The organism is Pseudomonas sp. (genome assembly GCF_033723075.1).
In the GTDB taxonomy this organism is placed as follows: domain Bacteria; phylum Pseudomonadota; class Gammaproteobacteria; order Pseudomonadales; family Pseudomonadaceae; genus Aquipseudomonas.
In genome coordinates, this window is the sequence record NZ_JAWVXU010000025.1 from 21976 (window position 1) to 43062 (window position 21087).

The following is a 21087-nucleotide window of genomic DNA, read 5'->3' on the forward strand; positions in this document are numbered from 1 at the left end:
CAGAACTGGCCGTACGGTCGCCGGATCGGCTAGCATCAAAGCTTTGCTACAACGACCCCAGGATTTGCCGCCCATGAAGATCGTCTCCTTCAATATCAACGGCCTGCGTGCGCGCCCACATCAATTGGCGGCCTTGATCGAGAAACACCAGCCGGACGTGATCGGCTTGCAGGAAACCAAAGTCGCCGACGAGCAATTCCCCGAGGTAGACATCCGCAACCTCGGCTACCACGTGCACTACCACGGCCAGAAAGGCCACTACGGCGTCGCCCTGCTCTCGCGCCAGGAACCACTGGCGCTGCACAAGGGTTTCCCCGACGATGGCGAGGACAGCCAGCGCCGCTTTATCTATGGCACCTTCGCCGACGCGCAGGGCAACCCGGTGACCGTGATGAACGGTTATTTCCCGCAGGGCGAAAGCCGCGACCACCCGATCAAGTTCCCCGCCAAGCAACGCTTCTACTCCGACCTGCAGCAACTGTTGCTCAATCAATTCCAGCCGGAGCAGGCGCTGGTGGTGATGGGTGATATCAACATTTCGCCGGAAGACTGCGACATCGGCATTGGCGAAGAAAACCGCAAACGCTGGCTCAGAACCGGAAAATGCAGCTTTCTGCCGGAAGAGCGCGAGTGGCTGGCCAGCCTGAAGAGCTGGGGCCTGGTCGACAGTTTCCGTCAGCTCAATCCCACGGTGAACGATCGATTCAGCTGGTTCGACTACCGTAGCCGTGGTTTCGAAGACGACCCCAAACGCGGCCTGCGCATCGATGTGATCCTGGCCTCGCAGTCCCTGCAATCGCGTTTCAAGGATGCGGGAATCGACTACGAGTTGCGCGGCATGGAAAAGCCTTCGGATCATGCGCCGATCTGGCTGGAACTCGCCTAGGTTGTGCCCAGCCGAGCAGGCGAGCTCTCCGCCTGCTCCCGCTCCGCGCCGCCAGCGCAACGCCTTGTTGTCATATTGCAGTCATCTGTTTGTCTTATCGTCGCGGCACTTTCAACTCCCTCATAGAAATGGTGTTTGCCGCATGCCACCTGCCCTGCCCGCTTGTGATCGCGAAACCTGGAGCCGCACTGCGGCCCTGCTGTTGCTCGGTTTCATCTGCTATGCCGCGCCCTGGTCGGTGTTTGCCGCCCTGCCGATCCCGGCGGACGACAGCAGCGTCCTGCGTATCCAGGGCTCCAACACCATCGGCGCCACCCTCGGTCCTGCATTGGTCAAAGGCCTGTTCGAAGAACAAGGCCTGAGTGCGATTCGCAGCGAGGCCGGCCCTGCTGCGAACGAGCAGAAGATCAGTGGTACAACCGCCGACGGTCGTAGTGTCTCCATCGAAGTGGCGGCCCATGGTTCAGGCACCGGCTTCAGCGCATTGCAGGACGGTAGCGCCGACCTGGCCGCCTCGTCGCGCCCGATCAAGGACAGCGAAGCCCGTGCCCTGGCCACTCTGGGCGATCTGAACAGCCCCGAGGCCGAACAGATCATCGCCCTCGACGGCCTGGCCATCATCCTCCACCCGAGCAACCCGCTGGACGCGTTGCGCATCGAACAACTGGCGCAGATCTTCGCCGGCGACGTGCAGGATTGGGCGCAACTGGGCGGCCAGCGCGGGCCGATCAAGCTCTATGCGCGCGACGACAATTCCGGAACCTACGACACCTTCAAGGAGCTGGTCCTCAGCGCCACTGGCAAAACCCTGGCCGTCAGCGCCCGGCGCTTCGAGTCCAGCGAACAGCTTTCCGACTCGGTCAGCCAGGATCCGCATGGCATCGGCTTTATCGGACTGCCCTATATCCGCCAGGCCAAGGCTGTGGCAATCGCCTCCGGCGAGTCACAAGCGATGCTGCCCAGCGTGACCCTGATCGCCACCGAGGACTACCCGCTGTCACGCCGGCTGTTTCTCTACAACCAGCCGGACCAGCCCAACCCCTGGGCCAAGGCGCTGGTACGCTTTGCCCACAGCCCGCGGGGACAAGCCATCGTCGACCGAAGCGGTTTTATCGCGCAGACCGTGCAGGCAGTGAAGGTTGCCCCCAACAGCGCCATGCCCGAGCGCTATCAGACCTTGGCCCGTGAGGCGCAGCGCTTGTCGGTGAACTTCCGTTTCCAGCAAGGCAGTGCCACCCTGGACAACAAGGCCCGACGCGATCTCGAGCGGCTGCTCGCCTACCTGAAAAGCCAGGACAAGCTGCGCCAGAAAGTAGTGCTGGTGGGCTTCGGCGATCCCAAGGCCGACCCGGCCAGGGCCAAACTGCTGTCGAAACTGCGGGCCATGGCGGTGCGCCGCGAACTGGCCAAAGACGGGGTGATCTTCCGTGACATCGCTGGCCTGGGTGACGAACTGCCGGTGGCAGCCAACTACCTCGATGACGGGCGCATCAAGAACCGCCGCGTCGAAGTCTGGGTGTATTGAGTTCGCGGGCGAACGGCCCGCGAGTACCGCCATTACAGCGAGGCTGTTCACCCGAGGGCTTGTTGGCCAAGCCTTGACGAATGCCGCGGCCCGGTTAGGGGAAGCGGATACAGGGCTGGCACCCCTGCGAACCCGGTGAGTCGATGCTGGCACCGGGTAGTTGCCGCTCGCGAATTTCACCTCTAGCCTTAGAGTATGTGATGCCGGGCCCCTCTGGCGGTGAATGCCCACCGTGATGTCGGCGTCACCAAGTTGGATGTCAACTTAGGTGGACTGCAGGGAGGGCCCATGAGCGCGCTGCATGCCTTTTTCACCAGTCCTTTTCTCGGCACCCCCGGTTGGTTCTGGCTGGCCTTTATCGCCATCGTCCTGGCCCTACTGGTGTTCGACCTCGGCGTGCTGCATCGCGACCAACACGAAATCGAAATGCGCGAAAGCCTGCTGCTGTACAGCGGCTACTTCAGCGCAGGCCTGCTGTTCGGCGGCTGGATCTGGTGGCAGCTAGGTGCCAACAAGGCGCTGGAGTTCTACACCGGTTTTCTGGTCGAGCAATCGCTGTCGATGGACAACGTATTCGTCATGGCGATGATCCTAGGTTTCTTCGCTATTCCACGGCGTTACCAGCACCGGGTATTGTTCTGGGGCATCCTCGGGGTCATCGTGCTGCGCGCGATCATGATCGGTCTGGGCACGGCGCTGGTGCAGCGCTTCGACTGGGTTCTCTACCTATTCGGCGCCTTTCTGCTGCTGACCGGGATCAAGATGCTGTTCAGCCGCGAACTGCAACATCCGGATCTGGCGCAAAACCCGATGCTGAAATTCTTGCGTCGGCATATCCGCGTCACCGATGAACTGCATGAGGGACGCTTTCTCGTGCGCCTGCGCGACCCGACCAGCGACAAGCTACGGCGTTACGCCACACCACTGCTGCTGGCACTGGTGCTGATCGAACTGGCCGATCTGGTATTCGCCGTGGACAGCGTACCCGCGGTATTCGCCATCACCCAGGATCCGTTTATCGTCTACACCTCGAATATCTTCGCGATCCTCGGCTTGCGCGCGCTGTACTTCGCCCTGGCCGCGCTGATGCACCGCTTTATCTACCTGAAATACGCGCTGGCCTTGGTGCTGATCTTTATCGGCGGGAAGATTTTCCTGCACGATTTTATTGGCAAGATTCCAGCATTGGTATCGCTTAGCGTAACCTTTGGCTTACTGGCAGGCGGCGTGATCTTGTCGTTGCTGAAAACCCGCAATCACCCAGCAAAGGATCGGTAAGCCAAGTGACTCCTCCCGATATACAGATCGAGGCCTTGCAACAACGCGGCCGCCAGCTCTGGCAGGTGCGCATGGGCCGGCGTGCTCTGACCTTTCAGGAAGAACTGGCCGCACGCAGCTTCGCAGCACAGTTGCATGTCCGTCTTGCCTGGCTCAAGCAGCAAGCTATGCAGGAGAACCTGGACAGCTGACCGTCCCGAGTGGTCCGCAACAGGCACAAGGCCCGCATAAATGCGGGCCTTGTCATTTGAATCGACAGCCAGGCATTACAGCCCAGCCTGCCCCAGCGCTAGCGGCTGGCCATCATTGCATCACTTCGCCATGTACTTGCCGATCTCGAACTTGCCGATCGCCGCCCGGTGCACTTCGTCCGGGCCGTCGGCCAGGCGCAGGGTGCGCTGCATGGCGTACCAGTACGCCAGCGGGAAGTCATTGGAGACCCCGGCACCGCCGTGGATCTGGATCGCGCGGTCGATCACCTTGAGTGCGACGTTCGGCGCCACCACCTTGATCTGGGCAATTTCGCTGGCGGCGATCTTGTTGCCGACGGTGTCCATCATGTAGGCCGCATTCAGGGTCAACAGGCGCGCCATGTTGATCTCCATGCGCGAGTCGGCGATGTGGTCGATGTTGCCACCCAGGCGTGCCAGCGGCCTGCCGAAGGCGGTACGCTCGATCGAGCGCTGGCACATCAGTTTCAGTGCACGCTCGGCCATGCCGATCGAGCGCATGCAGTGGTGGATACGGCCCGGGCCGAGGCGGCCCTGGGCGATCTCGAAACCGCGACCTTCACCGAGCAGCACATTCTCATAGGGCACCCGTACGTTCTCGAACAACACTTCGGCATGGCCATGCGGCGCGTCGTCGTAGCCGAACACCGGCAGCGGACGCAGCATCTTCACCCCGGGGGCGTCCATCGGCACCAGGATCATCGAATGCTGCTGGTGGCGCGGCGCGTCGGGATTGGTCAGGCCCATGAAGATCATGATCTTGCAGCGCGGGTCGCAGGCGCCGGAGGTCCACCACTTGCGCCCGTTGATCACCCACTCGTCACCCTCGCGCACTGCGCTGGCTTCCATGTTGGTGGCATCGGATGAGGCCACGCCCGGCTCGGTCATGGCGAAGGCCGAGCGGATCTCGCCGGCCAGCAGCGGCTTGAGCCATTGCTCCTTCTGCGCCTCGTTGGCGTAGCGCACCAGCACTTCCATGTTGCCGGTGTCCGGCGCGGCGCAGTTGAACGGTTCGGCACCGATCAGCGAGCTGCCCATGATTTCTGCGAGCGGCGCGTATTCGGTATTGGTCAGGCCGGCGCCCAACTCGGACTCGGGCAGGAACAGGTTCCACAAGCCTTCGGCCTTGGCCTTGGCTTTCAGCTCTTCCATGATCGCGGTCGGCTGCCAGCGGTCGCCTTGATTGACCTGCTGCTCGAACACGGCTTCGGCCGGATAGACGTGGGTCTCCATAAACGCGGTGACGCGCTCACGCAGTTCCTGAACTTTGGGGGAGTAGGCGAAATCCATGGAAGCTACCTTCTGCGGGCTGTTTGGTGAGGTGTTCAATCTGGAAATGATGCTAGAACAGGGACTAAGATTTATCTAACCTATTCTCAGCGTGTATAAACATTCATCACCGATATATGATCCACTGATACCGACAACCCTCGGAGCGAGCGCGGAATGAATCTGAACAAGGTCGACCTCAACCTCTTTATCGTCTTCGATGCCATCTACACCGAGGCCAATCTGACCCGTGCCGGGCAGATCGTCGGCATCACCCAGCCTGCCGTGTCCAATGCCCTCGCCCGCCTGCGCGAAACCTTCAACGATCCCTTGTTCGTGCGTACCGCCCAGGGCATGGTGCCCACGCCGATGGCGCAGAACATCATCGGCCCGGTGCGCAGCGCCTTGCAGCAACTGCGCATCTCGGTACAGGAAAGCCGCATATTCAATCCGGCCCAGGCCAACAAGACCTATCGCATCAGCATGACCGACCTCACCGAGGCGGTGGTTCTACCCACCTTGTTCCAGCGCCTGCGCCGTCTGGCACCGAACGTCAGCCTCGAAAGCATGCTCGCCCGCCGCCGCGACACCACCAAGGAACTGGCCGCGGGCCGGCTCGACTTCGCCGTCGATGCGCCGCTCAACACCGATCCCCAGGTGCGCCACGTCAAGATGATGGAAGACCGCTACGTCTGCGCCATGCGCAAGGGCCATCCGCTGGCCAAGGACAAGATCAGCCTGGACGAATACCTGTCGCTGACCCACATCCAGATATCCAGCCGCCGCAGCGGCCTCGGTTATATCGACCTGTCGCTGGGCAAGATGGGCCTGAAACGGCGGGTCGCCCTGCGTTCGCAGCATTACCTGATGGCCTCCACCGTACTGCAGAGCACCGACATGGCAATCACCGTGCCGGAGCGCTTCGCCAGGCGCAACGACCTGCATTACATGGAGCTGCCGGTCAACGACGTGCCCGCCCTGGAAACCCACCTGTACTGGCACGAGAGCACCGACCAGGACCCGGCCAACCGCTGGATGCGCGAGCAGATCATCGAGATCTGCCAGCACGTCATTGCCCAGGAAAAGAAACTCGAAAAAGCTTCAAGTTAGCGCGGTAATAGACTGATAAAAAACAATATTATTGGTATTTTCTATCAATTCCTCCTTTACGTATTACGCGCAAACCGTAGGCTGGGCTGAAGCGAAACGCCGCCCGGCCCACCCAACAAAAGCGAGTGGCAACAGCTAACGGCTACATCACCTGGTCAATCCCCGGCGCAGCACCTCAAGCGCTGTCGCGCAGCACCAGTTCGAAGCCCACGTCGATGCAGTGCGCGGCCGGCCGCTCGCCGCGCATCAGGGTCAGCAGCATGTCCCCGGCCAACTGGCCGATGCGTCCGCGGATGGTGCGCACCGTGGTCAGCGCCGGGTGCACCCAGGCAGCAGCAGGCAGGTCGTTGAAACCGGCGATGGCCAAGCGTTGCGGCACCGCCAGATCGAGCTGGCGAGCGCGGAACAATGCGCCCAGGGCCAGGTCGTCGTTGTTGAAGAACACCGCGTCTATCTCAGGGTGCTGGACCAGCAGGCGATCGAGAAGGTTGGCGCCCAGGCCGATGGAGGATAGCTCCGGGGTGAGCAATTCCAGGCTCGGGTTGTAACGCCCGTGGGCCCGCATGCACTGTCGATAACCCTCTGCACGCTGCAGGGTGCGCGGGTCGAGCTGGGCGGCGGCGAAGGCGATATGCCGGTAGCCGCGCTCGATCAGCGCGTTGGTCATGGCCGCGCCGGCATCCAGTTGCGAGAAGCCGACGCAGTATTCGTCCTCGGCATCGCTCAACTCCATCATGGTGACGATGGGGCCGCGGCAACCGCCGAGAATCTCCCGCGCCGTGTCGCTGCGTTCGAAGCCGGTGAGCAACAGGCCGGCCGGCTGGTGCGCCAGGTAGGAGCGCAGCAGGCGTTCGTCCTCGTCGGGGCGATAGTGGCTGACGCCGATCATCATCTCGAAACCGGCGGGCATCAGCACCCCCTGGATCGCCTCGACGGTGTCGACGAACACCGAGTTGGACAGCGACGGAATCAGCACCGCCACCAGGTTCGACTTGGAACTGGCCAGCGCCCGCGCCGCCGGATTCGCCACGTAGCCCAGCGCCTTGGCCGCCTGCATGACCTGCGCGCGCAGCGCATCGGAAACCCGCTCCGGCTGCGACAACGCACGCGAGGCGGACATCAGCGAGCAGCCGGCGGCCTTGGCCACATCGGACAGGGTGACGCGCTCGGCGGAGCGACGACGGCGTGGACTCATGACTAATTCCCTGGAAATGGCAGGCGATTCTAGCAGGCGCGGCGGTCAGCCCGACATCCGCCGGCTGACCGCCATGGACTCGCCTATTCAGGTACCTTGGCCAGCTCGGCCTGCACCTGGTCAAACAGCGGTTGGCCGACCGTATCGATCACCTGCTGGATCGCCGGTTGGGCCCGTTCGCGCATGCGCTGCACCTCGTCGGCGCTGATCTGGTTGACCTGCATGCCGTTGTCCTTGAGCTGGGCCAGGGCCTTGGCCGCCTCGGCGCGGGTGTCCTGGCGCTCGAAGTCGCGGGCCTTGATCGCCGCGTCCATGATGATGCCCTGCTCGGTCTGCGACAGACCGTCCCACCAGCGCTTGGACGCGGTGACGATCCACGGGCTGTAGACGTGGTTGGTCACGGTCAGGTACTTCTGCACCTCGAAGAACTTCGACGAGAGGATGGTGTTGAAGGGGTTTTCCTGGCCATCCACCGCCTGGGTCTCCAGCGCGGTGAACAGCTCGGAGAACGGCAGCGGCACGGCGTTGGCGCCCATCAGGTTGAAGGTCTCGAGAAACACCGGGTTGGGCATCACGCGCAGCTTGATCCCGGAGAAATCTTCCAGTTTGGTGATCGGCCGGGTGTTGTTGGTCATGTTGCGGAAACCGTTCTCCCAGTACACCAGGCCGACCAGGCCCTTCTCTTCCAGCTTGTCCATCACCTGACGCCCGACCGGACCATCCAGCACCGCATCGGCCTGCTGCTCGCGGGTGAACAGGAACGGCGTATCCCACACCGCCATTTCCTTGGTGATGCCGACCAGGGTGGCGGTGGAGCCGACCATCATTTCCTGGGCTCCGCCGATCAGCGCGCTCTGCATCTGATCGTCCGAGCCAAGGCTGGCCGCGGCATAGGTGCGCATCTTCAATTTGCCTTCGGAGGCCTTGGCGACTTCCTCGGCGAACAGCTTGGCCGCCCGGCCCTGGTTGCTCTGTTCGTTAAGGCCATAGCCGAAGCGAATCATCCGCGAGCGGACTTCATCGGCATGGGCAGTGAGTGTGGCCAGCGGGCTGAACAGCATGGCTGCAGCCAGAACGGTGATCAGTGGACGTTTCATCAGCGAGTGCCTCTTATTGTTGTGAGAAGTAGAACGACTATTTTTGTGCAACGTGCAACAAGGTGCCCGGCAGCGTGCCGCCGGGCGTGGAATACATCAGCGCAACCATGCCAACGGCACCGTGACAATGGCCGGGAAGGCGATCAGCAGCGCGACAATGCACAGGTAGATGAGGAAGAACGGCATCACCCCGCGCACCAGGATTTCCATGCGCAGCCTGCCGATACCGCCGACCACATTGAGCACCGTGCCCACCGGCGGGGTGATCAGGCCGATGGAGCCAATTAGCACGAACATCACGCCGAAATACACCGGATCGATACCGGCCTTGATCGCGATAGGTGCCAGCACCGGCGCCAGAATCAGGATGGTCGGGGTCAGATCGAGGACCATGCCCACCGCGATCATCAGCAACATGATCGCCAGCATCAGCAGATGCGGATGGTCGAGCAACGGGCCGAGCATGGCGCCGATTTCCTCGGGCAGCTGGGCCAGGGTCACCATATAGGCCGACACCGTGGCCGCGGCGCAGAGGAACATCACCGAGGCGGTGGTGCGGCTGGCGCGGGTCAGGGTCTCGCTCAGCGCCGCCCAGTTCAGTTCGCGATAGAGCAGGGTCGACACTGCCAGGGCATAGACCGCCGCCACCACCGCCGCCTCGGTCGGGGTGAAGATACCGAAGCGCAGGCCGCCTACGATGATCACCGGCAGCATCAGCGCCGCGGCGCCATCCACCAGCACATGGCGGCGTTCGGCCTTGCTTGCCTTGGGCGGGGTCGGCTCGGTGAAGCCGCGGGCGATCAGGGTCCAGGCGAAGATCAGGCCGACGCCCATGATCAGGCCTGGCACCAGACCGGCCATGAACAGCTGACTGATCGAGGTATTGGTCACCACGCCGTAGATCACGAAGGGCATCGACGGCGGAATGATCGGCGCGATGATGCCGCCGGCCGCGACCAGGCCAGCCGAGGAATGCAGCGGGTAGCCGCGCTGGCGCATCATCGGCAGCAACAGGGTGGCCAGCGCCGCGGTATCGGCCAGAGCCGAGCCGGACATGCTCGCCAGCAACACCGCCGCGGCGATCGCCACATAACCGAGGCCGCCGCGCAGGTGGCCGAAGTAGGCCTGGGCCATGGCGATGATGCGTCTGGAAATGCCGCCAGCGTTCATCAGCTCGCCGGCCAGGATAAAGAAGGGTACGGCCAGCAGCGGAAAGCTGTCGGCGCCGGCGAGCAGGTTCTGCGCCAGCAGCTGGACGTCCCAGAACTGCAGATACCACATCAGCACCGCACCGGTGAGAATCAGGGCGAAGGCGATGGGCATGCCGAAGGACATGAAACCCAGCAGTGAAGCAAGGAAGACAGCGACAGTCATCAGCGGGTCCTCGGTGGGCAGTGCCCGATCTTGTTATGGAAAGAATGCAACGCGAACATCCGCTCAGTCGGCCGTGACATTGGCCAGCGCCGCGCTCTGCTCGCGTGGTCGGCGCCAGACGTTGACCAGTTGCACCAGCGCCAGCAGCGCGAGCACCACCATGCTGGCCAATATCGGCACCATCGCCAGCACCACCGGATAGCCGACCACCGTGCTGTGGTTACCCCAGCCGTACTGCACCTGGCTCCAGGCGCCCAGGGCCGAGAGCAAACTGGCGCCGATCACCAGCAGCCAGCTGGCCGAGTCGACCAAACGGCGTACGGCATGGGGAAAGCGGTCGCGGATCATGCGAAAGGTCATCAGTTCGCCACGGCGCATACTCGAGGCGACACCGACGAACACCAGCCAGACGAAGGCCAGCCGCGACAGTTCCTCGGCGCCGGCCCAGCCGGTGCCGAAGGCATAGCGCAGCACGACGTTGATGAATACGGCGACCACCATGAAGGCCATCAACCCGGCCATCAGGCCGTCGGTGAGGCGGTCGAAGAGCTGCGCCAGTCCGCCGCTGTAGATCGGTTCGGCAGTCAGTTGCGGCCCATGGTTAGCGCTATCAAACGGCTGCGCAGAAAGATCCACCTGCGCTTCGATCTCCTCACCCGTGGCATCGCGGCGCACCCAGGCACAGATCTGCGCGACCACCTCGGCGCGACTCTGGGCGGCGCTGACACTGAACACATGGGGTTCGCCGCTGGGCGATTCGAGGGTGGTGAACTGGCTGTCGACCAGCGAGATCGGCATGAAATGCCCGGGTCGAGCCCCTACCCGCTGCAAGGCGGTAGTCCGATCGATATCCAGGTGGGCGAACTGCAAGCCTGGCACGGCGGCGCGCAGACGCTCGCGGTAGCTGCGCTTGAGTGCCGAACAGGCAAGCACGAAGCCCTCCCCTGCGGCTTGTGCGGCCTGCATCTCGACGATCAGCGCATCCAGCCAGTGAATCCGGTCGTCATCGGTGAGAGCAGTGCCGGCGCGCATCCGCTCGACGTTTGCCTCGGGATGGAACTGATCGGCTTCGATATGCCGCCAGGCAAGCTCGCGGGCCACGGCCTGGCTGATCTCGCTCTTGCCGGAACCACTGACGCCCATGACCACCAGGGTACGGCGTGCCGCGGTGACGGCGGGGGCAGGATTGACTGTCTGCATGGGTTCTCCAGGGCACCCTTGGATCGGGGCCGTTTGTTGTTTGAGTCGATGTTAGCGCTAACCAAGGTGCTCGACAAGCCTCCTCCCGGGCAATCGACGAAAGGTTACCGAGCGCTGCTCTTAGCCATTGCGGCGGGTAACGGCGAGTCCGAGCAGCGCCAGCAGACGCGGACGAGGCCGGTTCCCGAGCCATTGCGCACTGTCCGCATGAAGACTAGAATTCAAACCAAGTCCACAAGTGGAGGAAAGACCATGATTGCTACCGCGCAACGCAACGCGCCAGACCTCGACATCGAGTCACCCAAGGCCGGTCAGGTCGCACTTAAATTCTTCTTCAACCTGATGGACAAGTGGCATTGCTCGGTCGAGGAGCAGATGGTGCTGCTGGGTTCGATCGGCCGCAGCACCCTGTACAAATATCGCCAGCTGCCGGAAGTGCGCCTGCCCCGCGACACCATGGAACGGGTGTCCTACCTGATGGGCATTCACAAGTCCCTGCGCATCCTGTTCGGCGACAAGCCCTCGACCTATGAGTGGGTGAGAAAAGCCAACAGCGAGGCGCCATTCAACGGCAACAGCGCACTCGATCGGATGCTTGCCGGCGGCGTGGTCGATCTCGCCGACGTGCGCCGCTACCTCGATGGGGTCAGGGGGTGAGACAGACCCTGCCCGCCTGGCCGCGGGCCTATCGCCTGGTCTCCAGCGCCTTTCCGCCGATCTCGGTATTCGAGGATGTACTGGATGCAGCCGACCTCGAACAGGCCTTCCTGATCGAGGGCCTGACCAATGATCGCCTGCGCGAAGAAGCCGGCCTGCTCGCTCACGTGGCCCCGGAGGATCGGGTCAGCGGCCCCGGTTCGTCGCCGTTGATGGCCGCCTTCACCCATGTCGGCGCGATCAGCCGCTTCACCGCGGGCCAGTACGGCGTCTACTACTGCGGCGACAGCCTGCACACCGCGGTGGCCGAAACCCGCTACCACCGCGAGCGCTTCCTGCGCGCGACCCGGGAGCCGAGCCTGGAACTGACCCTGCGCGCCTACATCTGCCGGGTGGTCAAGGCGCTGGACGACATTCGCCAGGACCACGAGCACCTGCACGACCCGGATCCGGTCGCCTACCCGATTGCCCAGCGCTTCGCAGCCGAACGGCGCAAGCAAGGTTCCTGGGGCCTGCTGTACCGCAGCGTGCGCCACCCCGCGGGCGAATGCGCCGCCCTGTTCCGCCCGCCGGCGGCGAGCATTCCGCACCAGGGCGTGCACCTGCGCTACGTCTGGGATGGCAAGCTGCAGCGGATCACCGACGTCTTCACCCTTAAAACCATCGCCTGAATGCCTGGCACTGTGTAGCCCATCCCACCCTGAGCAGGGCAACTGCCTGCCTGATACCGCCACTCGACCGGATTTCATCCATATGTTCAAGAAAAGCGCCAACGCCCTCCTCACCACCTGGATAACCGGCTTGATTGTCTTGCTGCCGCTGGCCCTGAGCCTGACGCTGCTGACTTGGGTGGTCGGCCTGTTGAACCAGGTAATCGGACCGTCCAGCTATATCGGTCAGGTGTTTGAGGCCATGGGCCAGCCATTCGCCAGCAACGCCTACCTGGCGTACACCCTGGGTACGGCGGCGCTGCTGCTGGGCATCTATGTTCTGGGCCTGGGCGTGCAACTCGGGCTGCGCCGCCCGCTGAAATGGCTGACCGACCTGACCCTGCGGCGCATTCCGCTGTTTGGCAAGCTGTACAACCTGGCGGATCGCTTTGTCGCCCTGCTGGAGAAAAAGGAAGACGCCGACATCAACGCCATGAGCCCGGTCTGGTGTCTGTTCGGTGGTGATGGGGTTGCAGTGCTGGCACTGATGTCCAATCCCAACCCGATTGATATCGATGGCCGCAGCTATTACGCCGTGCTGGTACCCACTGCCCCCATCCCCATCGGCGGCGGCCTGCTCTATGTACCGGTGGAATGGGTCAAGCCAGCCAATATCGGCGTCGAGGCCTTCACCAGCATTTATGTGTCCATGGGCATCAACCCACCGCCGCCGCCGAGGCCGCGCAAAGACTAGTTGGCAGCCCCGTGCACACGAGGCGACCTGGCAGGCGATACGGCCCGCTAGAGACTGCGCGCAATCACCAGCCGTTGCACATCGCTGGTGCCTTCGTAGATCTGGCACACGCGCACGTCACGGTAGATCCGCTCCAGCGGAAAGTCCTTGAGATAGCCGTAGCCACCCAGAGTCTGCAGCGCCGCCGAGCAGACCCGCTCGGCCATCTCCGAGGCGAACAGCTTGGCCATCGAGGCCTCGGTCAGGCACGGCAAGCCGGCTTCGCGCAGGCTGGCGGCGTGATGGACCATCTGCCGTGCCACGGCGATCTGGGTGGCCATGTCGGCCAGGCGGAACGCCACCGCCTGGTGCTCGATGATCGGCTTGCCGAAGGTCTTCCGCTCGTGGGCATAGTCGCGCGCCGCCTCGAAGGCCGCGCGAGCCATGCCCACCGCCTGGGCGGCGATGCCGATTCGCCCGCCCTCGAGGTTGCCCAGGGCGATGCGGTAGCCCTGGCCCTCCTCGCCCAGGCGCAAGCTGGCCGGGATGCGCAGCTCATCGAGCTGGATCTGGCAGGTGTCCGAGGCATGCTGGCCGAGCTTGTCCTCGACCCGCACCACCGAATAGCCGGGCGTATCGGTGGGCACGATGAAGGCGCTGATGCCCTTCTTGCCGGCTTGCGGGTCGGTCACGGCGAAGACGATCACCATGCCGGCGTGGCTGCCGGAGGTGATGAACTGCTTGCTGCCGTTGAGCACATAGTGCTCGCCGTCGCGCCGGGCGCGGGTGCGCAGGTCGCTGGCATCCGAGCCGGCCTGGGGTTCGGTGAGGGCGAAGGCGCCGAGCATCCTGCCCTCGCCCAGCGGCCTGAGGAAGCGCTGTTTCTGCTCATCGCTGCCGTATTTGAGGATCGGCATGCAGCCCACCGAGTTGTGCACGCTCATGATGGTCGAGCAGGCGCCATCGCCGGCGGCGATTTCCTCCAGGGCCATGGCGTAGGCCAGGTGGCCGGTCTGCGCGCCGCCCCAGTCTTCCGGCACCAGCATGCCCATGAAGCCCAACTGGCCCATCTCGGCGATGGCCTCGCTGGGGAAACGGTGTTCGCGGTCCCACTCGGCGGCGAAGGGCTTGAGCCGCTCCTGGGCGAACTGGCGGGCCATGTCACGGATCTGCAGGTCTTGTTCTGATGGAATCATGGGGCTCTCCGGTTCAGTTGAGCAACTCGATGGCCATGGCCGTGGCCTCGCCGCCGCCGATGCACAGCGAGGCCACGCCGCGCTTGAGATCGTACTGCTGCAGAGCGCTGAGCAGGGTCACCAACAGCCGCGCGCCGGACGCGCCGATCGGGTGACCGAGGGCGCAAGCGCCGCCATGCACGTTGAGCTTGTCGTGGGGGATGTCGAGGTCGCGCATGGCCGCCATCGGCACCACGGCGAAGGCCTCGTTGATCTCGAACAGGTCGACCTGGTTCAGCGCCCAGCCGCTGCGCGCCATCAGGCGTTGCAAGGCCCCGACCGGCGCGGTGGCGAACAGGTTCGGCGCCTGGGCGAAGGTGGCATGCCCGCGGATCGCCGCCAGTGGCGTCAGCCCGCGTTTCTCCGCCTCGGACAGGCGCATCAGCAGCAGCGCGGCGGCGCCATCGGAGATCGAACTGGCATTGGCCGCGGTCACGCTGCCGCCCTCGCGGAAGGCCGGCTTGAGGGTCGGGATCTTCTCCGGGCGGGCCTTGGGCGGCTGCTCGTCGCTGTCGATGCGGCGCAGTTCGCGACCTTGCCGGGCCTCGACTGCGGTGATCTCCGCGGCGAAGCGCCCTTCGGCCATGGCCTGCTGCGCACGGCTCAGCGAGGCGATGGCAAAGGCGTCCTGCTGCTCGCGGCTGAAGCCATAGGCCTGGGCGCAGTCCTCGGCAAAAGTGCCCATCAGCCGGCCCTTGTCGTAGGCGTCTTCCAGGCCGTCGAGGAACATATGGTCGAGCACCCGCCCATGGCCCATGCGATAGCCGCTGCGCGCCCGCTCCAGCAGGTAGGGCGCGTTGGACATGCTCTCCATGCCGCCGGCCACCACCACATTGGCGCTGCCGGCGAGCAGCAGGTCATGGCCGAACATCGCCGCCTTCATCCCCGAGCCGCACATCTTGTTCACCGTCGAGCACACCGTGCCCTGCGCCAGGCCCGCGCCCAGCGCCGCCTGGCGCGCCGGGGCCTGACCTTGGCCGGCCTGCAGCACGCAGCCCATGATCACCTCGTCCACCGCATCGCTGGCCAGACTGGCGCGCTCGAGGGTCGCGCGGATCGCCGCGGCGCCCAGTTCGGCGGCCGTGACCTCCTTGAAGTCGCCGAGGAAAGCGCCCATCGGCGTGCGCGCGGCGCTGACGATAACTACCGGATCGGGTTGCGTGGTCATAACAGCTCCTCCTTATCTGGATGCTGGTCAGGGCGGGTCGCGGCAAAGCGCCCACCCCTCAATAATCTACTGTGCAGCGGTCGTGTCCAGCTCGGCCAGCATGACTTCGCGCATGCGAAATTTCTGCACTTTTCCGGTTACGGTCATGGGGAACTCGTCGACGAACTTGACGTAGCGCGGCACCTTGAAGTGGGCAATGCTGGCCTTGCAGTACGCACGCAGCTCATCGGCACAGCAATCGTGGCCAGGGTGCAGCTTGACCCACACGGCGATCTCCTCGCCGTACTTGAGATCCGGTATGCCGATCACCTGTACGTCCGCCACCGCCGGATGGCCGAACAGAAACTCCTCGATCTCGCGCGGGTAGATGTTTTCGCCGCCGCGAATGATCATGTCCTTGCTCCGGCCGACGATACGCACATAGCCCTGCGCGTCCATCACTGCCAGGTCGCCGCTGTGCATCCAGCGTCCCGGGTCGATGGCCTCGGCGGTGGCCTGCGGGTTGTTCCAGTAGCCGAGCATCACGCTGTAGCCGCGGGTGCACAGCTCGCCGGTCTGGCCGCGCGGCAGGATCCGCCCATCGCCGTCGACGATCTTGCTTTCCAGCTGCGGTTGGGTGCGCCCGACGCTGGTCACGCGCATGTCCAGGTCGTCGTCGGCGGCTGTTTGCAGCGACACCGGGCTGGTTTCGGTCATGCCGTAGGCGATCTGCACCTCGCGCATGTGCATCTCGTCGATCACTCGCCTCATCACCTCGATCGGGCAGGTGGCGCCGGCCATGATCCCGGTGCGCAGACTGGACAGGTCGAACTCGGCGCGCCCAGGGTGATCCAGCTCGGCGATGAACATGGTCGGCACGCCATACAGCGCCGTGGCTTTTTCTTCTGCCACGGCCAACAGGGTGGCCTCCGCCTCGAAACTCGGCGCCGGGTAGATCATGGTGCTGCCGTGAGTCAGGCAGCCGAGATTGCCCATGACCATGCCGAAGCAGTGGTACAGCGGCACCGGGATCACCAGGCGGTCGTGTTCTGTCAGGCCAAGGCTCTCGCCGACCATAAAGCCGTTGTTGAGAATGTTGTAGTGGCTGAGGGTCGCGCCCTTGGGCGAGCCGGTAGTGCCCGAGGTGTACTGGATATTGATCGGCTCGTCGAACTGCAGCAGCGCCTGGCGCTTGGCCAGGTGCGCCGCGCCGACACCGGTGGCGAGACCCGCCAGCTCATGCCAGCAGAGGAAGCCGGCCGGCGCCCGGTCGGCCAGGCTGATCAGCCCGTGCAGCTGCGGCAGGCGGGCGCTGTGCAGGGCTCCCGGCTGGCTGGCAGCCAACTCCGGCAACAGCTGCACCAGCGTGGCGTGGTAATCGGAGGTCTTGAACCCATCGGCGCAGATCAGCCAGCGGCAGCCGGACTGCTGCAGGGCGTAGTCCAGCTCGCTGCCGCGATAGGCCGGGTTGATAGTGACCAGGATAGCGCCGACCTTGGCGCTGGCAAACTGAGTGATGCACCACTCGGCGCAGTTCGGCGCCCAGATGCCGACCCGGTCGCCAACCTGCACGCCCAGCGCCAGCAAGGCGCGCGCGCAGCGGTCGACCTGCTCGGCCAATTCGCTCCAGCTGTAACGCAACCGCTGATGCCGCACCACCAGAGCCTCGCGGCTGGCGAAGCGCGCCACGGTGTCATCGAACGCCTGACCGATGGTCATGGCCAACAACGGCTGGTCTTGCGGACCACAGGTATAACTGAGTTGCTGCATGGGCTTTCCCTTCTTGTGCTTGTAGTGGGATAGACGCCGAGCCGCCGGCTGCGCGTCGCCACGACAGGCTCGACGGCGCAAACCGAACTTACGTTGACGTTAACGTAAAGCAAGCGTTTTTACCTGTCCAGTCCCGCGAAGGTCGAATAGCGTGCCGATCCGGGTAGCCCCTGACCGAACGTGCGACAAGGCGCTACGGGTCGACGCCGCGCCCTGAGTGGCAGCGAAGCGAAATCGCTGCAGATCGGGCCCGCCCGGGCTCGACTGCTCGACTGCTCGGTTGCTACGCATTGTCGATTTCGCCCCGGCCCAGACGACCAGAACGTACGGACCCGGGGCCGCCTGGCCCGAGAGGCCGAAAAATCGAGGAGTCGAAGATGACCATGAAACTCTACGCCCACCCCTTCTCTTCCTACTGCCAGAAGGTTCTGATCGCCCTGTACGAGAACGCCACCCCCTTCGAGTGGCGCATGCTCGCGCCAGACAGCCCGCAGGCGGTCGCGGAGCTGGAAGCGCTGTGGCCGCTCAAGCGCTTTCCGGTGCTGGTGGACGACGGCCGTACACTGGCCGAGGCGAGCATCATCATCGAACACCTGGACCTCCAGCATCCGGGGTCGGTGCGTTTGCTCCCTGCGGATGCACGCGCAGCGCTCGAGGTGCGCTTCATGGACCGCTTCTTCGACAACTACGTCTCCACCCCGCAGCAGAAGATCGTCTTCGACAGCCTGCGCCCGGCAGCGCAGCGCGACCGCCATGGGGTCGGTGACGCACGCACGATGCTCGAGACCGCCTACCGCTGGCTCGATCAGGCGATGGCCGGGCGCAAATGGGCGGCAGGCGACGCCTTCAGTCTCGCCGACTGCGCGGCCGCACCTGCACTGTTCTATGCCGACTGGAGCCACCGGATAGACGAGGGATTCGAAAACGTTCATGCCTATCGGCAGCGCCTGTTGGCGAGGCCTTCCTTCGCCCGGGCAGTGGACGAGGCGCGGCCCTACCGCCCGCTCTTCCCGCTCGGTGCACCGGAGCGTGACTGAACATGCCGCAGAGCAAGGTGGGGCAATAGCAGCTGGGGCGCAAAAGCGGATACCCTGCCGGAGAAGGCGCTCCTTGGAGTCGCTGAGCGCTGCCGAGGGATCCGGGAATGAATCTGCCATTCAGCCAAGAGCAATTCTTCGAGGTCTTCGCGGCCTACAACCTTGCCCTGTGGCCCGCGCAGATCGCGCTGAACGCCCTCGCCATGGCCATGCTCGCAGTCGTGCTGTGGGCTCCTCGGCGTGCGGGGCGCCTGGTTTCCTGGGGGCTGGCGTTGCTCTGGACCTGGCAGGCGCTGGCTTACCACCTGGCATTCTTCTGGAGCATTAATCCCGCGGCCCCTTTCTTTGCCGCAGTGTCGCTGGTCGCCGCCACGGCCTTCGCCTGGCAGGGTGGCATCCGCAGGGCGTTGCAGTTCCAGCCAGGCCTGTCTGTCCGCAGTGTTGCCGGCCTGATCCAGATCGTATTCGCCCTGCTGATCTATCCGGCTATAGGCGCCTATATCGGCCATCGCTACCCGGCGTCCCCGACATTCGGACTGCCTTGCCCGACCACCCTCTTCACCTTCGGCCTGCTGCTGATGGCGGCCCCCAACCTGCCCAGGATCGTTGTGCTGGCACCCTTGGCATGGGCCCTCATCGGATCGACCGCGGCGCTTGCGCTGGGTGTCAACGAAGACCTGGGGCTGGTCGTCGTCGCGGCGCTAGGGGTGTATATGCTGCTGCGTCGATCAGCGCCCACTGGCGATTCGCCACAACTACCTCAGCCTTGACCGGCCGGCTCGCGCTCGAACCTCAGCCCACCGCGCCCATCCCCTTCGACTTTCGTTGCCCGCGCGGTTCCCAGGCTGGGCGTGACCACCGCCAGATCGTCGCCATCACCGGCACACTCCTCACCTAAAACTTTATATTATTCATCTATCTACTTATTAAATATGGGTTTAATCGAAAGCTATAAATCAGATTAACTCTGCGGCGTTGGCGAAATGCCTGTTGACGTCGCGCCCTTTCAGCTTTACGTTAACGTAAAGGTAAATCAACGAGACAACGCCCATGGCAGCGACCTACAGCATCTCCGACCTGGCCCGCGAGCTGGACATCACCACCCGCGCCATCCGCTTCTACGAGGAGCAAGGCATGCTCATCCCCGAGCGACGCGGCCAGGAGCGCATCTACAGCGGCAAGGACAAGGTCGCGCTGAAGCTGATTCTGCGCGGCAAGCGCATCGGCTTTTCCCTGGCCGAGTGCAAGGAGCTGATCGAGCTGTACGACCCGGTGCACGGCAACCGCAAACAGCTGGAAACCTTCATGGTCAAGATCGCCGAACGGCGCAACCAGCTGCAGCAGCAGCTGCTGGACATTCAGCAGATGCAGCTGGAACTGGATACCGCCGAAGAGCGCTGCCTCAACGCCCTAGCTGAAACAGATAAGAAACAAGGTATTACAGCCTAAACCTCAGAACAAATATTACAGGTGGAACCATGAGCTATCCGTCCCTCAACTTCGCCCTCGGCGAAACCATCGACATGCTGCGCGAGCAGACCCAGGCCTTCGTCGCTCGTGAGCTGGCCCCACGCGCGGCCGCCATCGACAGCGACAATCTGTTCCCGGCGGACATGTGGCGCAAACTCGGTGACATGGGCCTGCTCGGCATCACCGTCGACGAGGAGTACGGCGGTTCCGGCCTCGGCTACCTGGCCCATGTGATCGCCATGGAGGAGATCAGCCGCGGTTCGGCCTCGGTTGCCCTCTCCTATGGCGCCCACTCCAACCTCTGCGTCAACCAGATCAAGCGCAACGGCACGGCCGAGCAGAAGGCCAGGTACCTGCCCAAGCTGGTGTCCGGCGAGCATGTCGGCGCCCTGGCCATGAGCGAACCGAATGCCGGCTCGGATGTGGTGTCGATGAAGCTGCGCGCCGACAAGAAGGGCGACCGCTATGTGCTCAACGGCAGCAAGACCTGGATCACTAACGGCCCGGATGCCAACACCTACGTGATCTACGCCAAGACCGATCTGGATAAGGGCGCGCACGGCATCAGCGCCTTTATCGTCGAGCGCGACTGGAAGGGTTTCTCCCGTGGCAGCAAGTTCGACAAGCTCGGCATGCGCGGCTCCAATACCTGCGAGCTGTTCTTCGATGACGTCGAGGTGCCGGAAGAGAACATCCTCGGCCAGCTCAATGGCGGCGTGCGGGTACTGATGAGTGGCCTGGATTACGAGCGCGTGGTGCTCTCCGGCGGCCCGACCGGGATCATGCAGGCGTGCATGGACGTGATCGTGCCCTACATCCACGACCGCAAGCAGTTCGGCCAGAGCATCGGCGAGTTCCAGCTGATTCAGGGCAAGGTGGCCGACATGTACACCCAGCTCAACGCCAGCCGCGCCTACCTGTATGCCGTGGCCCAGGCCTGCGACCGTGGCGAGACCACGCGCAAGGACGCCGCCGGGGTGATTCTGTATAGCGCCGAGCGCGCCACCCAGATGGCCCTGGATGCGATCCAGATCCTCGGCGGCAACGGTTACATCAACGAATTCCCCACCGGCCGTTTGCTGCGCGACGCCAAGCTCTACGAAATCGGCGCCGGCACCAGCGAAATTAGACGCATGCTGATCGGCCGCGAGCTGTTCAACGAGACCAAATAAGGCGCTTGCCCGCGTAGGGTGGAAAACCGCGAAGCGTTTTCCACCAAAGCCG

Annotated in this window: 20 protein-coding genes; 12 read left to right on the plus strand and 8 right to left on the minus strand. The window is 63.9% G+C overall.

Going from position 1 to position 21087, the window contains the following annotated elements; translation table 11 throughout:
* Positions 1–73 precede the first annotated feature (73 nt).
* From xthA to R3355_RS21515, 4 genes are all read left to right on the plus strand, one after another.
* The gene (gene xthA / locus R3355_RS21500) at positions 74–886 is read left to right on the plus strand and encodes an exodeoxyribonuclease III (RefSeq protein ID WP_318963108.1); all 813 of its coding nucleotides are present in this window, start codon (positions 74–76) and stop codon (positions 884–886) included.
* A gap of 142 nt (positions 887–1028) precedes the next feature.
* Positions 1029–2411, plus strand: coding sequence for a phosphate ABC transporter substrate-binding/OmpA family protein (locus R3355_RS21505; RefSeq protein ID WP_318963109.1), 1383 nt, complete (start codon positions 1029–1031; stop codon positions 2409–2411).
* A gap of 288 nt (positions 2412–2699) precedes the next feature.
* Positions 2700–3689, plus strand: coding sequence for a TerC family protein (locus tag R3355_RS21510; RefSeq protein WP_318963111.1), 990 nt, complete (start codon positions 2700–2702; stop codon positions 3687–3689).
* A 5-nt stretch (positions 3690–3694) separates the two neighbouring features.
* On the plus strand, positions 3695–3880 hold the full coding sequence (locus tag R3355_RS21515; RefSeq protein ID WP_318949578.1) for a hypothetical protein: 186 nt from the start codon (positions 3695–3697) through the stop codon (positions 3878–3880).
* Between the two features lie 120 nt (positions 3881–4000).
* On the opposite strand, the gene R3355_RS21520 is transcribed toward R3355_RS21515, so the two are convergent.
* The gene (locus R3355_RS21520) at positions 4001–5209 is read right to left on the minus strand and encodes an acyl-CoA dehydrogenase (protein WP_318963112.1); all 1209 of its coding nucleotides are present in this window, start codon (positions 5207–5209) and stop codon (positions 4001–4003) included.
* 156 nt (positions 5210–5365) lie between these two features.
* On the opposite strand from R3355_RS21520, the gene R3355_RS21525 reads away from it, so the two are divergent.
* The gene (locus tag R3355_RS21525) at positions 5366–6298 is read left to right on the plus strand and encodes a LysR family transcriptional regulator (protein WP_318963113.1); all 933 of its coding nucleotides are present in this window, start codon (positions 5366–5368) and stop codon (positions 6296–6298) included.
* 175 nt (positions 6299–6473) lie between these two features.
* On the opposite strand, the gene R3355_RS21530 is transcribed toward R3355_RS21525, so the two are convergent.
* From R3355_RS21530 to R3355_RS21545, 4 genes are all read right to left on the minus strand, one after another.
* Positions 6474–7493, minus strand: coding sequence for a LacI family DNA-binding transcriptional regulator (locus R3355_RS21530; RefSeq protein ID WP_318963114.1), 1020 nt, complete (start codon positions 7491–7493; stop codon positions 6474–6476).
* Positions 7494–7576: 83 nt separating this feature from the next.
* On the minus strand, positions 7577–8590 hold the full coding sequence (locus R3355_RS21535; protein WP_318949582.1) for a TRAP transporter substrate-binding protein: 1014 nt from the start codon (positions 8588–8590) through the stop codon (positions 7577–7579).
* 96 nt (positions 8591–8686) lie between these two features.
* Entirely contained in the window at positions 8687–9964 is a 1278-nt protein-coding gene (locus R3355_RS21540; RefSeq protein WP_318963115.1) for a TRAP transporter large permease subunit, read from the minus strand.
* Positions 9965–10027: 63 nt separating this feature from the next.
* Positions 10028–11107, minus strand: coding sequence for a gluconokinase, GntK/IdnK-type (locus R3355_RS21545; RefSeq protein ID WP_413243557.1), 1080 nt, complete (start codon positions 11105–11107; stop codon positions 10028–10030).
* Between the two features lie 309 nt (positions 11108–11416).
* Between R3355_RS21545 and R3355_RS21550 the strand changes: the two genes are divergently transcribed.
* From R3355_RS21550 to R3355_RS21560, 3 genes are all read left to right on the plus strand, one after another.
* Positions 11417–11821 carry an MbcA/ParS/Xre antitoxin family protein gene (locus R3355_RS21550; protein ID WP_318949585.1) on the plus strand — a complete coding sequence of 135 codons (405 nt, stop codon included), beginning with the start codon at positions 11417–11419 and terminating at the stop codon, positions 11819–11821.
* The gene (locus tag R3355_RS21555; protein ID WP_318963118.1) at positions 11818–12492 is read left to right on the plus strand and encodes an RES family NAD+ phosphorylase; all 675 of its coding nucleotides are present in this window, start codon (positions 11818–11820) and stop codon (positions 12490–12492) included. The genes R3355_RS21550 and R3355_RS21555 overlap by 4 nt, the downstream gene beginning before the upstream one ends.
* Positions 12493–12574: 82 nt before the next feature.
* Complete coding sequence (locus R3355_RS21560; protein ID WP_318963120.1) at positions 12575–13225, plus strand: DUF502 domain-containing protein; 651 nt, start codon at positions 12575–12577, stop codon at positions 13223–13225.
* 47 nt (positions 13226–13272) lie between these two features.
* Here R3355_RS21560 and R3355_RS21565 read toward each other — a convergent pair whose 3' ends face one another.
* The 3 genes from R3355_RS21565 to R3355_RS21575 all read right to left on the minus strand — a co-directional run bounded on the left by R3355_RS21565 (position 13273) and on the right by R3355_RS21575 (position 17356).
* Positions 13273–14400, minus strand: a complete 1128-nt coding sequence (locus R3355_RS21565) for an acyl-CoA dehydrogenase family protein (RefSeq protein ID WP_318963122.1) — start codon at positions 14398–14400, stop codon at positions 13273–13275.
* A 13-nt stretch (positions 14401–14413) separates the two neighbouring features.
* Positions 14414–15607: an acetyl-CoA C-acyltransferase gene (locus tag R3355_RS21570; protein ID WP_318963123.1), complete on the minus strand. Its 1194-nt coding sequence runs from the start codon at positions 15605–15607 to the stop codon at positions 14414–14416.
* 66 nt (positions 15608–15673) lie between these two features.
* Positions 15674–17356 (minus strand): AMP-binding protein, encoded by a 1683-nt coding sequence (locus R3355_RS21575; RefSeq protein WP_318963125.1) that lies wholly within the window; start codon positions 17354–17356, stop codon positions 15674–15676.
* Positions 17357–17733: 377 nt separating this feature from the next.
* On the opposite strand from R3355_RS21575, the gene R3355_RS21580 reads away from it, so the two are divergent.
* The 4 genes from R3355_RS21580 (at position 17734) to R3355_RS21595 (ending at position 21035) form a co-directional block, all read left to right on the plus strand.
* Positions 17734–18393, plus strand: a complete 660-nt coding sequence (locus tag R3355_RS21580) for a glutathione S-transferase family protein (protein ID WP_318963126.1) — start codon at positions 17734–17736, stop codon at positions 18391–18393.
* A gap of 107 nt (positions 18394–18500) precedes the next feature.
* Positions 18501–19163, plus strand: a complete 663-nt coding sequence (locus R3355_RS21585; RefSeq protein WP_318963127.1) for a DUF6064 family protein — start codon at positions 18501–18503, stop codon at positions 19161–19163.
* Between the two features lie 280 nt (positions 19164–19443).
* Entirely contained in the window at positions 19444–19842 is a 399-nt protein-coding gene (locus tag R3355_RS21590) for a MerR family DNA-binding transcriptional regulator (RefSeq protein ID WP_318963128.1), read from the plus strand.
* 29 nt (positions 19843–19871) lie between these two features.
* On the plus strand, positions 19872–21035 hold the full coding sequence (locus R3355_RS21595; RefSeq protein ID WP_318963129.1) for an isovaleryl-CoA dehydrogenase: 1164 nt from the start codon (positions 19872–19874) through the stop codon (positions 21033–21035).
* Positions 21036–21087: the final 52 nt, after the last annotated feature.

Excerpts from the sequence above, each read along its gene's own strand:
- R3355_RS21565 (WP_318963122.1), bottom strand. The coding sequence starts at position 14,400 with ATGATTCCATCAGAACAAGACCTGCAGATCCGTGACATGGCCCGCCAG.
- R3355_RS21525 (WP_318963113.1), top strand. The coding sequence starts at position 5,366 with ATGAATCTGAACAAGGTCGACCTCAACCTCTTTATCGTCTTCGATGCC.
- R3355_RS21585 (WP_318963127.1), top strand. The coding sequence starts at position 18,501 with ATGAATCTGCCATTCAGCCAAGAGCAATTCTTCGAGGTCTTCGCGGCC.
- R3355_RS21580 (WP_318963126.1), top strand. The coding sequence starts at position 17,734 with ATGACCATGAAACTCTACGCCCACCCCTTCTCTTCCTACTGCCAGAAG.
- R3355_RS21575 (WP_318963125.1), bottom strand. The coding sequence starts at position 17,356 with ATGCAGCAACTCAGTTATACCTGTGGTCCGCAAGACCAGCCGTTGTTG.
- R3355_RS21595 (WP_318963129.1), top strand. The coding sequence starts at position 19,872 with ATGAGCTATCCGTCCCTCAACTTCGCCCTCGGCGAAACCATCGACATG.
- R3355_RS21505 (WP_318963109.1), top strand. The coding sequence starts at position 1,029 with ATGCCACCTGCCCTGCCCGCTTGTGATCGCGAAACCTGGAGCCGCACT.
- xthA (WP_318963108.1), top strand. The coding sequence starts at position 74 with ATGAAGATCGTCTCCTTCAATATCAACGGCCTGCGTGCGCGCCCACAT.
- R3355_RS21550 (WP_318949585.1), top strand. The coding sequence starts at position 11,417 with ATGATTGCTACCGCGCAACGCAACGCGCCAGACCTCGACATCGAGTCA.
- R3355_RS21570 (WP_318963123.1), bottom strand. The coding sequence starts at position 15,607 with ATGACCACGCAACCCGATCCGGTAGTTATCGTCAGCGCCGCGCGCACG.
- R3355_RS21520 (WP_318963112.1), bottom strand. The coding sequence starts at position 5,209 with ATGGATTTCGCCTACTCCCCCAAAGTTCAGGAACTGCGTGAGCGCGTC.
- R3355_RS21540 (WP_318963115.1), bottom strand. The coding sequence starts at position 9,964 with ATGACTGTCGCTGTCTTCCTTGCTTCACTGCTGGGTTTCATGTCCTTC.
- R3355_RS21590 (WP_318963128.1), top strand. The coding sequence starts at position 19,444 with ATGGCAGCGACCTACAGCATCTCCGACCTGGCCCGCGAGCTGGACATC.
- R3355_RS21510 (WP_318963111.1), top strand. The coding sequence starts at position 2,700 with ATGAGCGCGCTGCATGCCTTTTTCACCAGTCCTTTTCTCGGCACCCCC.
- R3355_RS21535 (WP_318949582.1), bottom strand. The coding sequence starts at position 8,590 with ATGAAACGTCCACTGATCACCGTTCTGGCTGCAGCCATGCTGTTCAGC.
- R3355_RS21560 (WP_318963120.1), top strand. The coding sequence starts at position 12,575 with ATGTTCAAGAAAAGCGCCAACGCCCTCCTCACCACCTGGATAACCGGC.
- R3355_RS21545 (WP_413243557.1), bottom strand. The coding sequence starts at position 11,107 with ATGGGCGTCAGTGGTTCCGGCAAGAGCGAGATCAGCCAGGCCGTGGCC.
- R3355_RS21530 (WP_318963114.1), bottom strand. The coding sequence starts at position 7,493 with ATGAGTCCACGCCGTCGTCGCTCCGCCGAGCGCGTCACCCTGTCCGAT.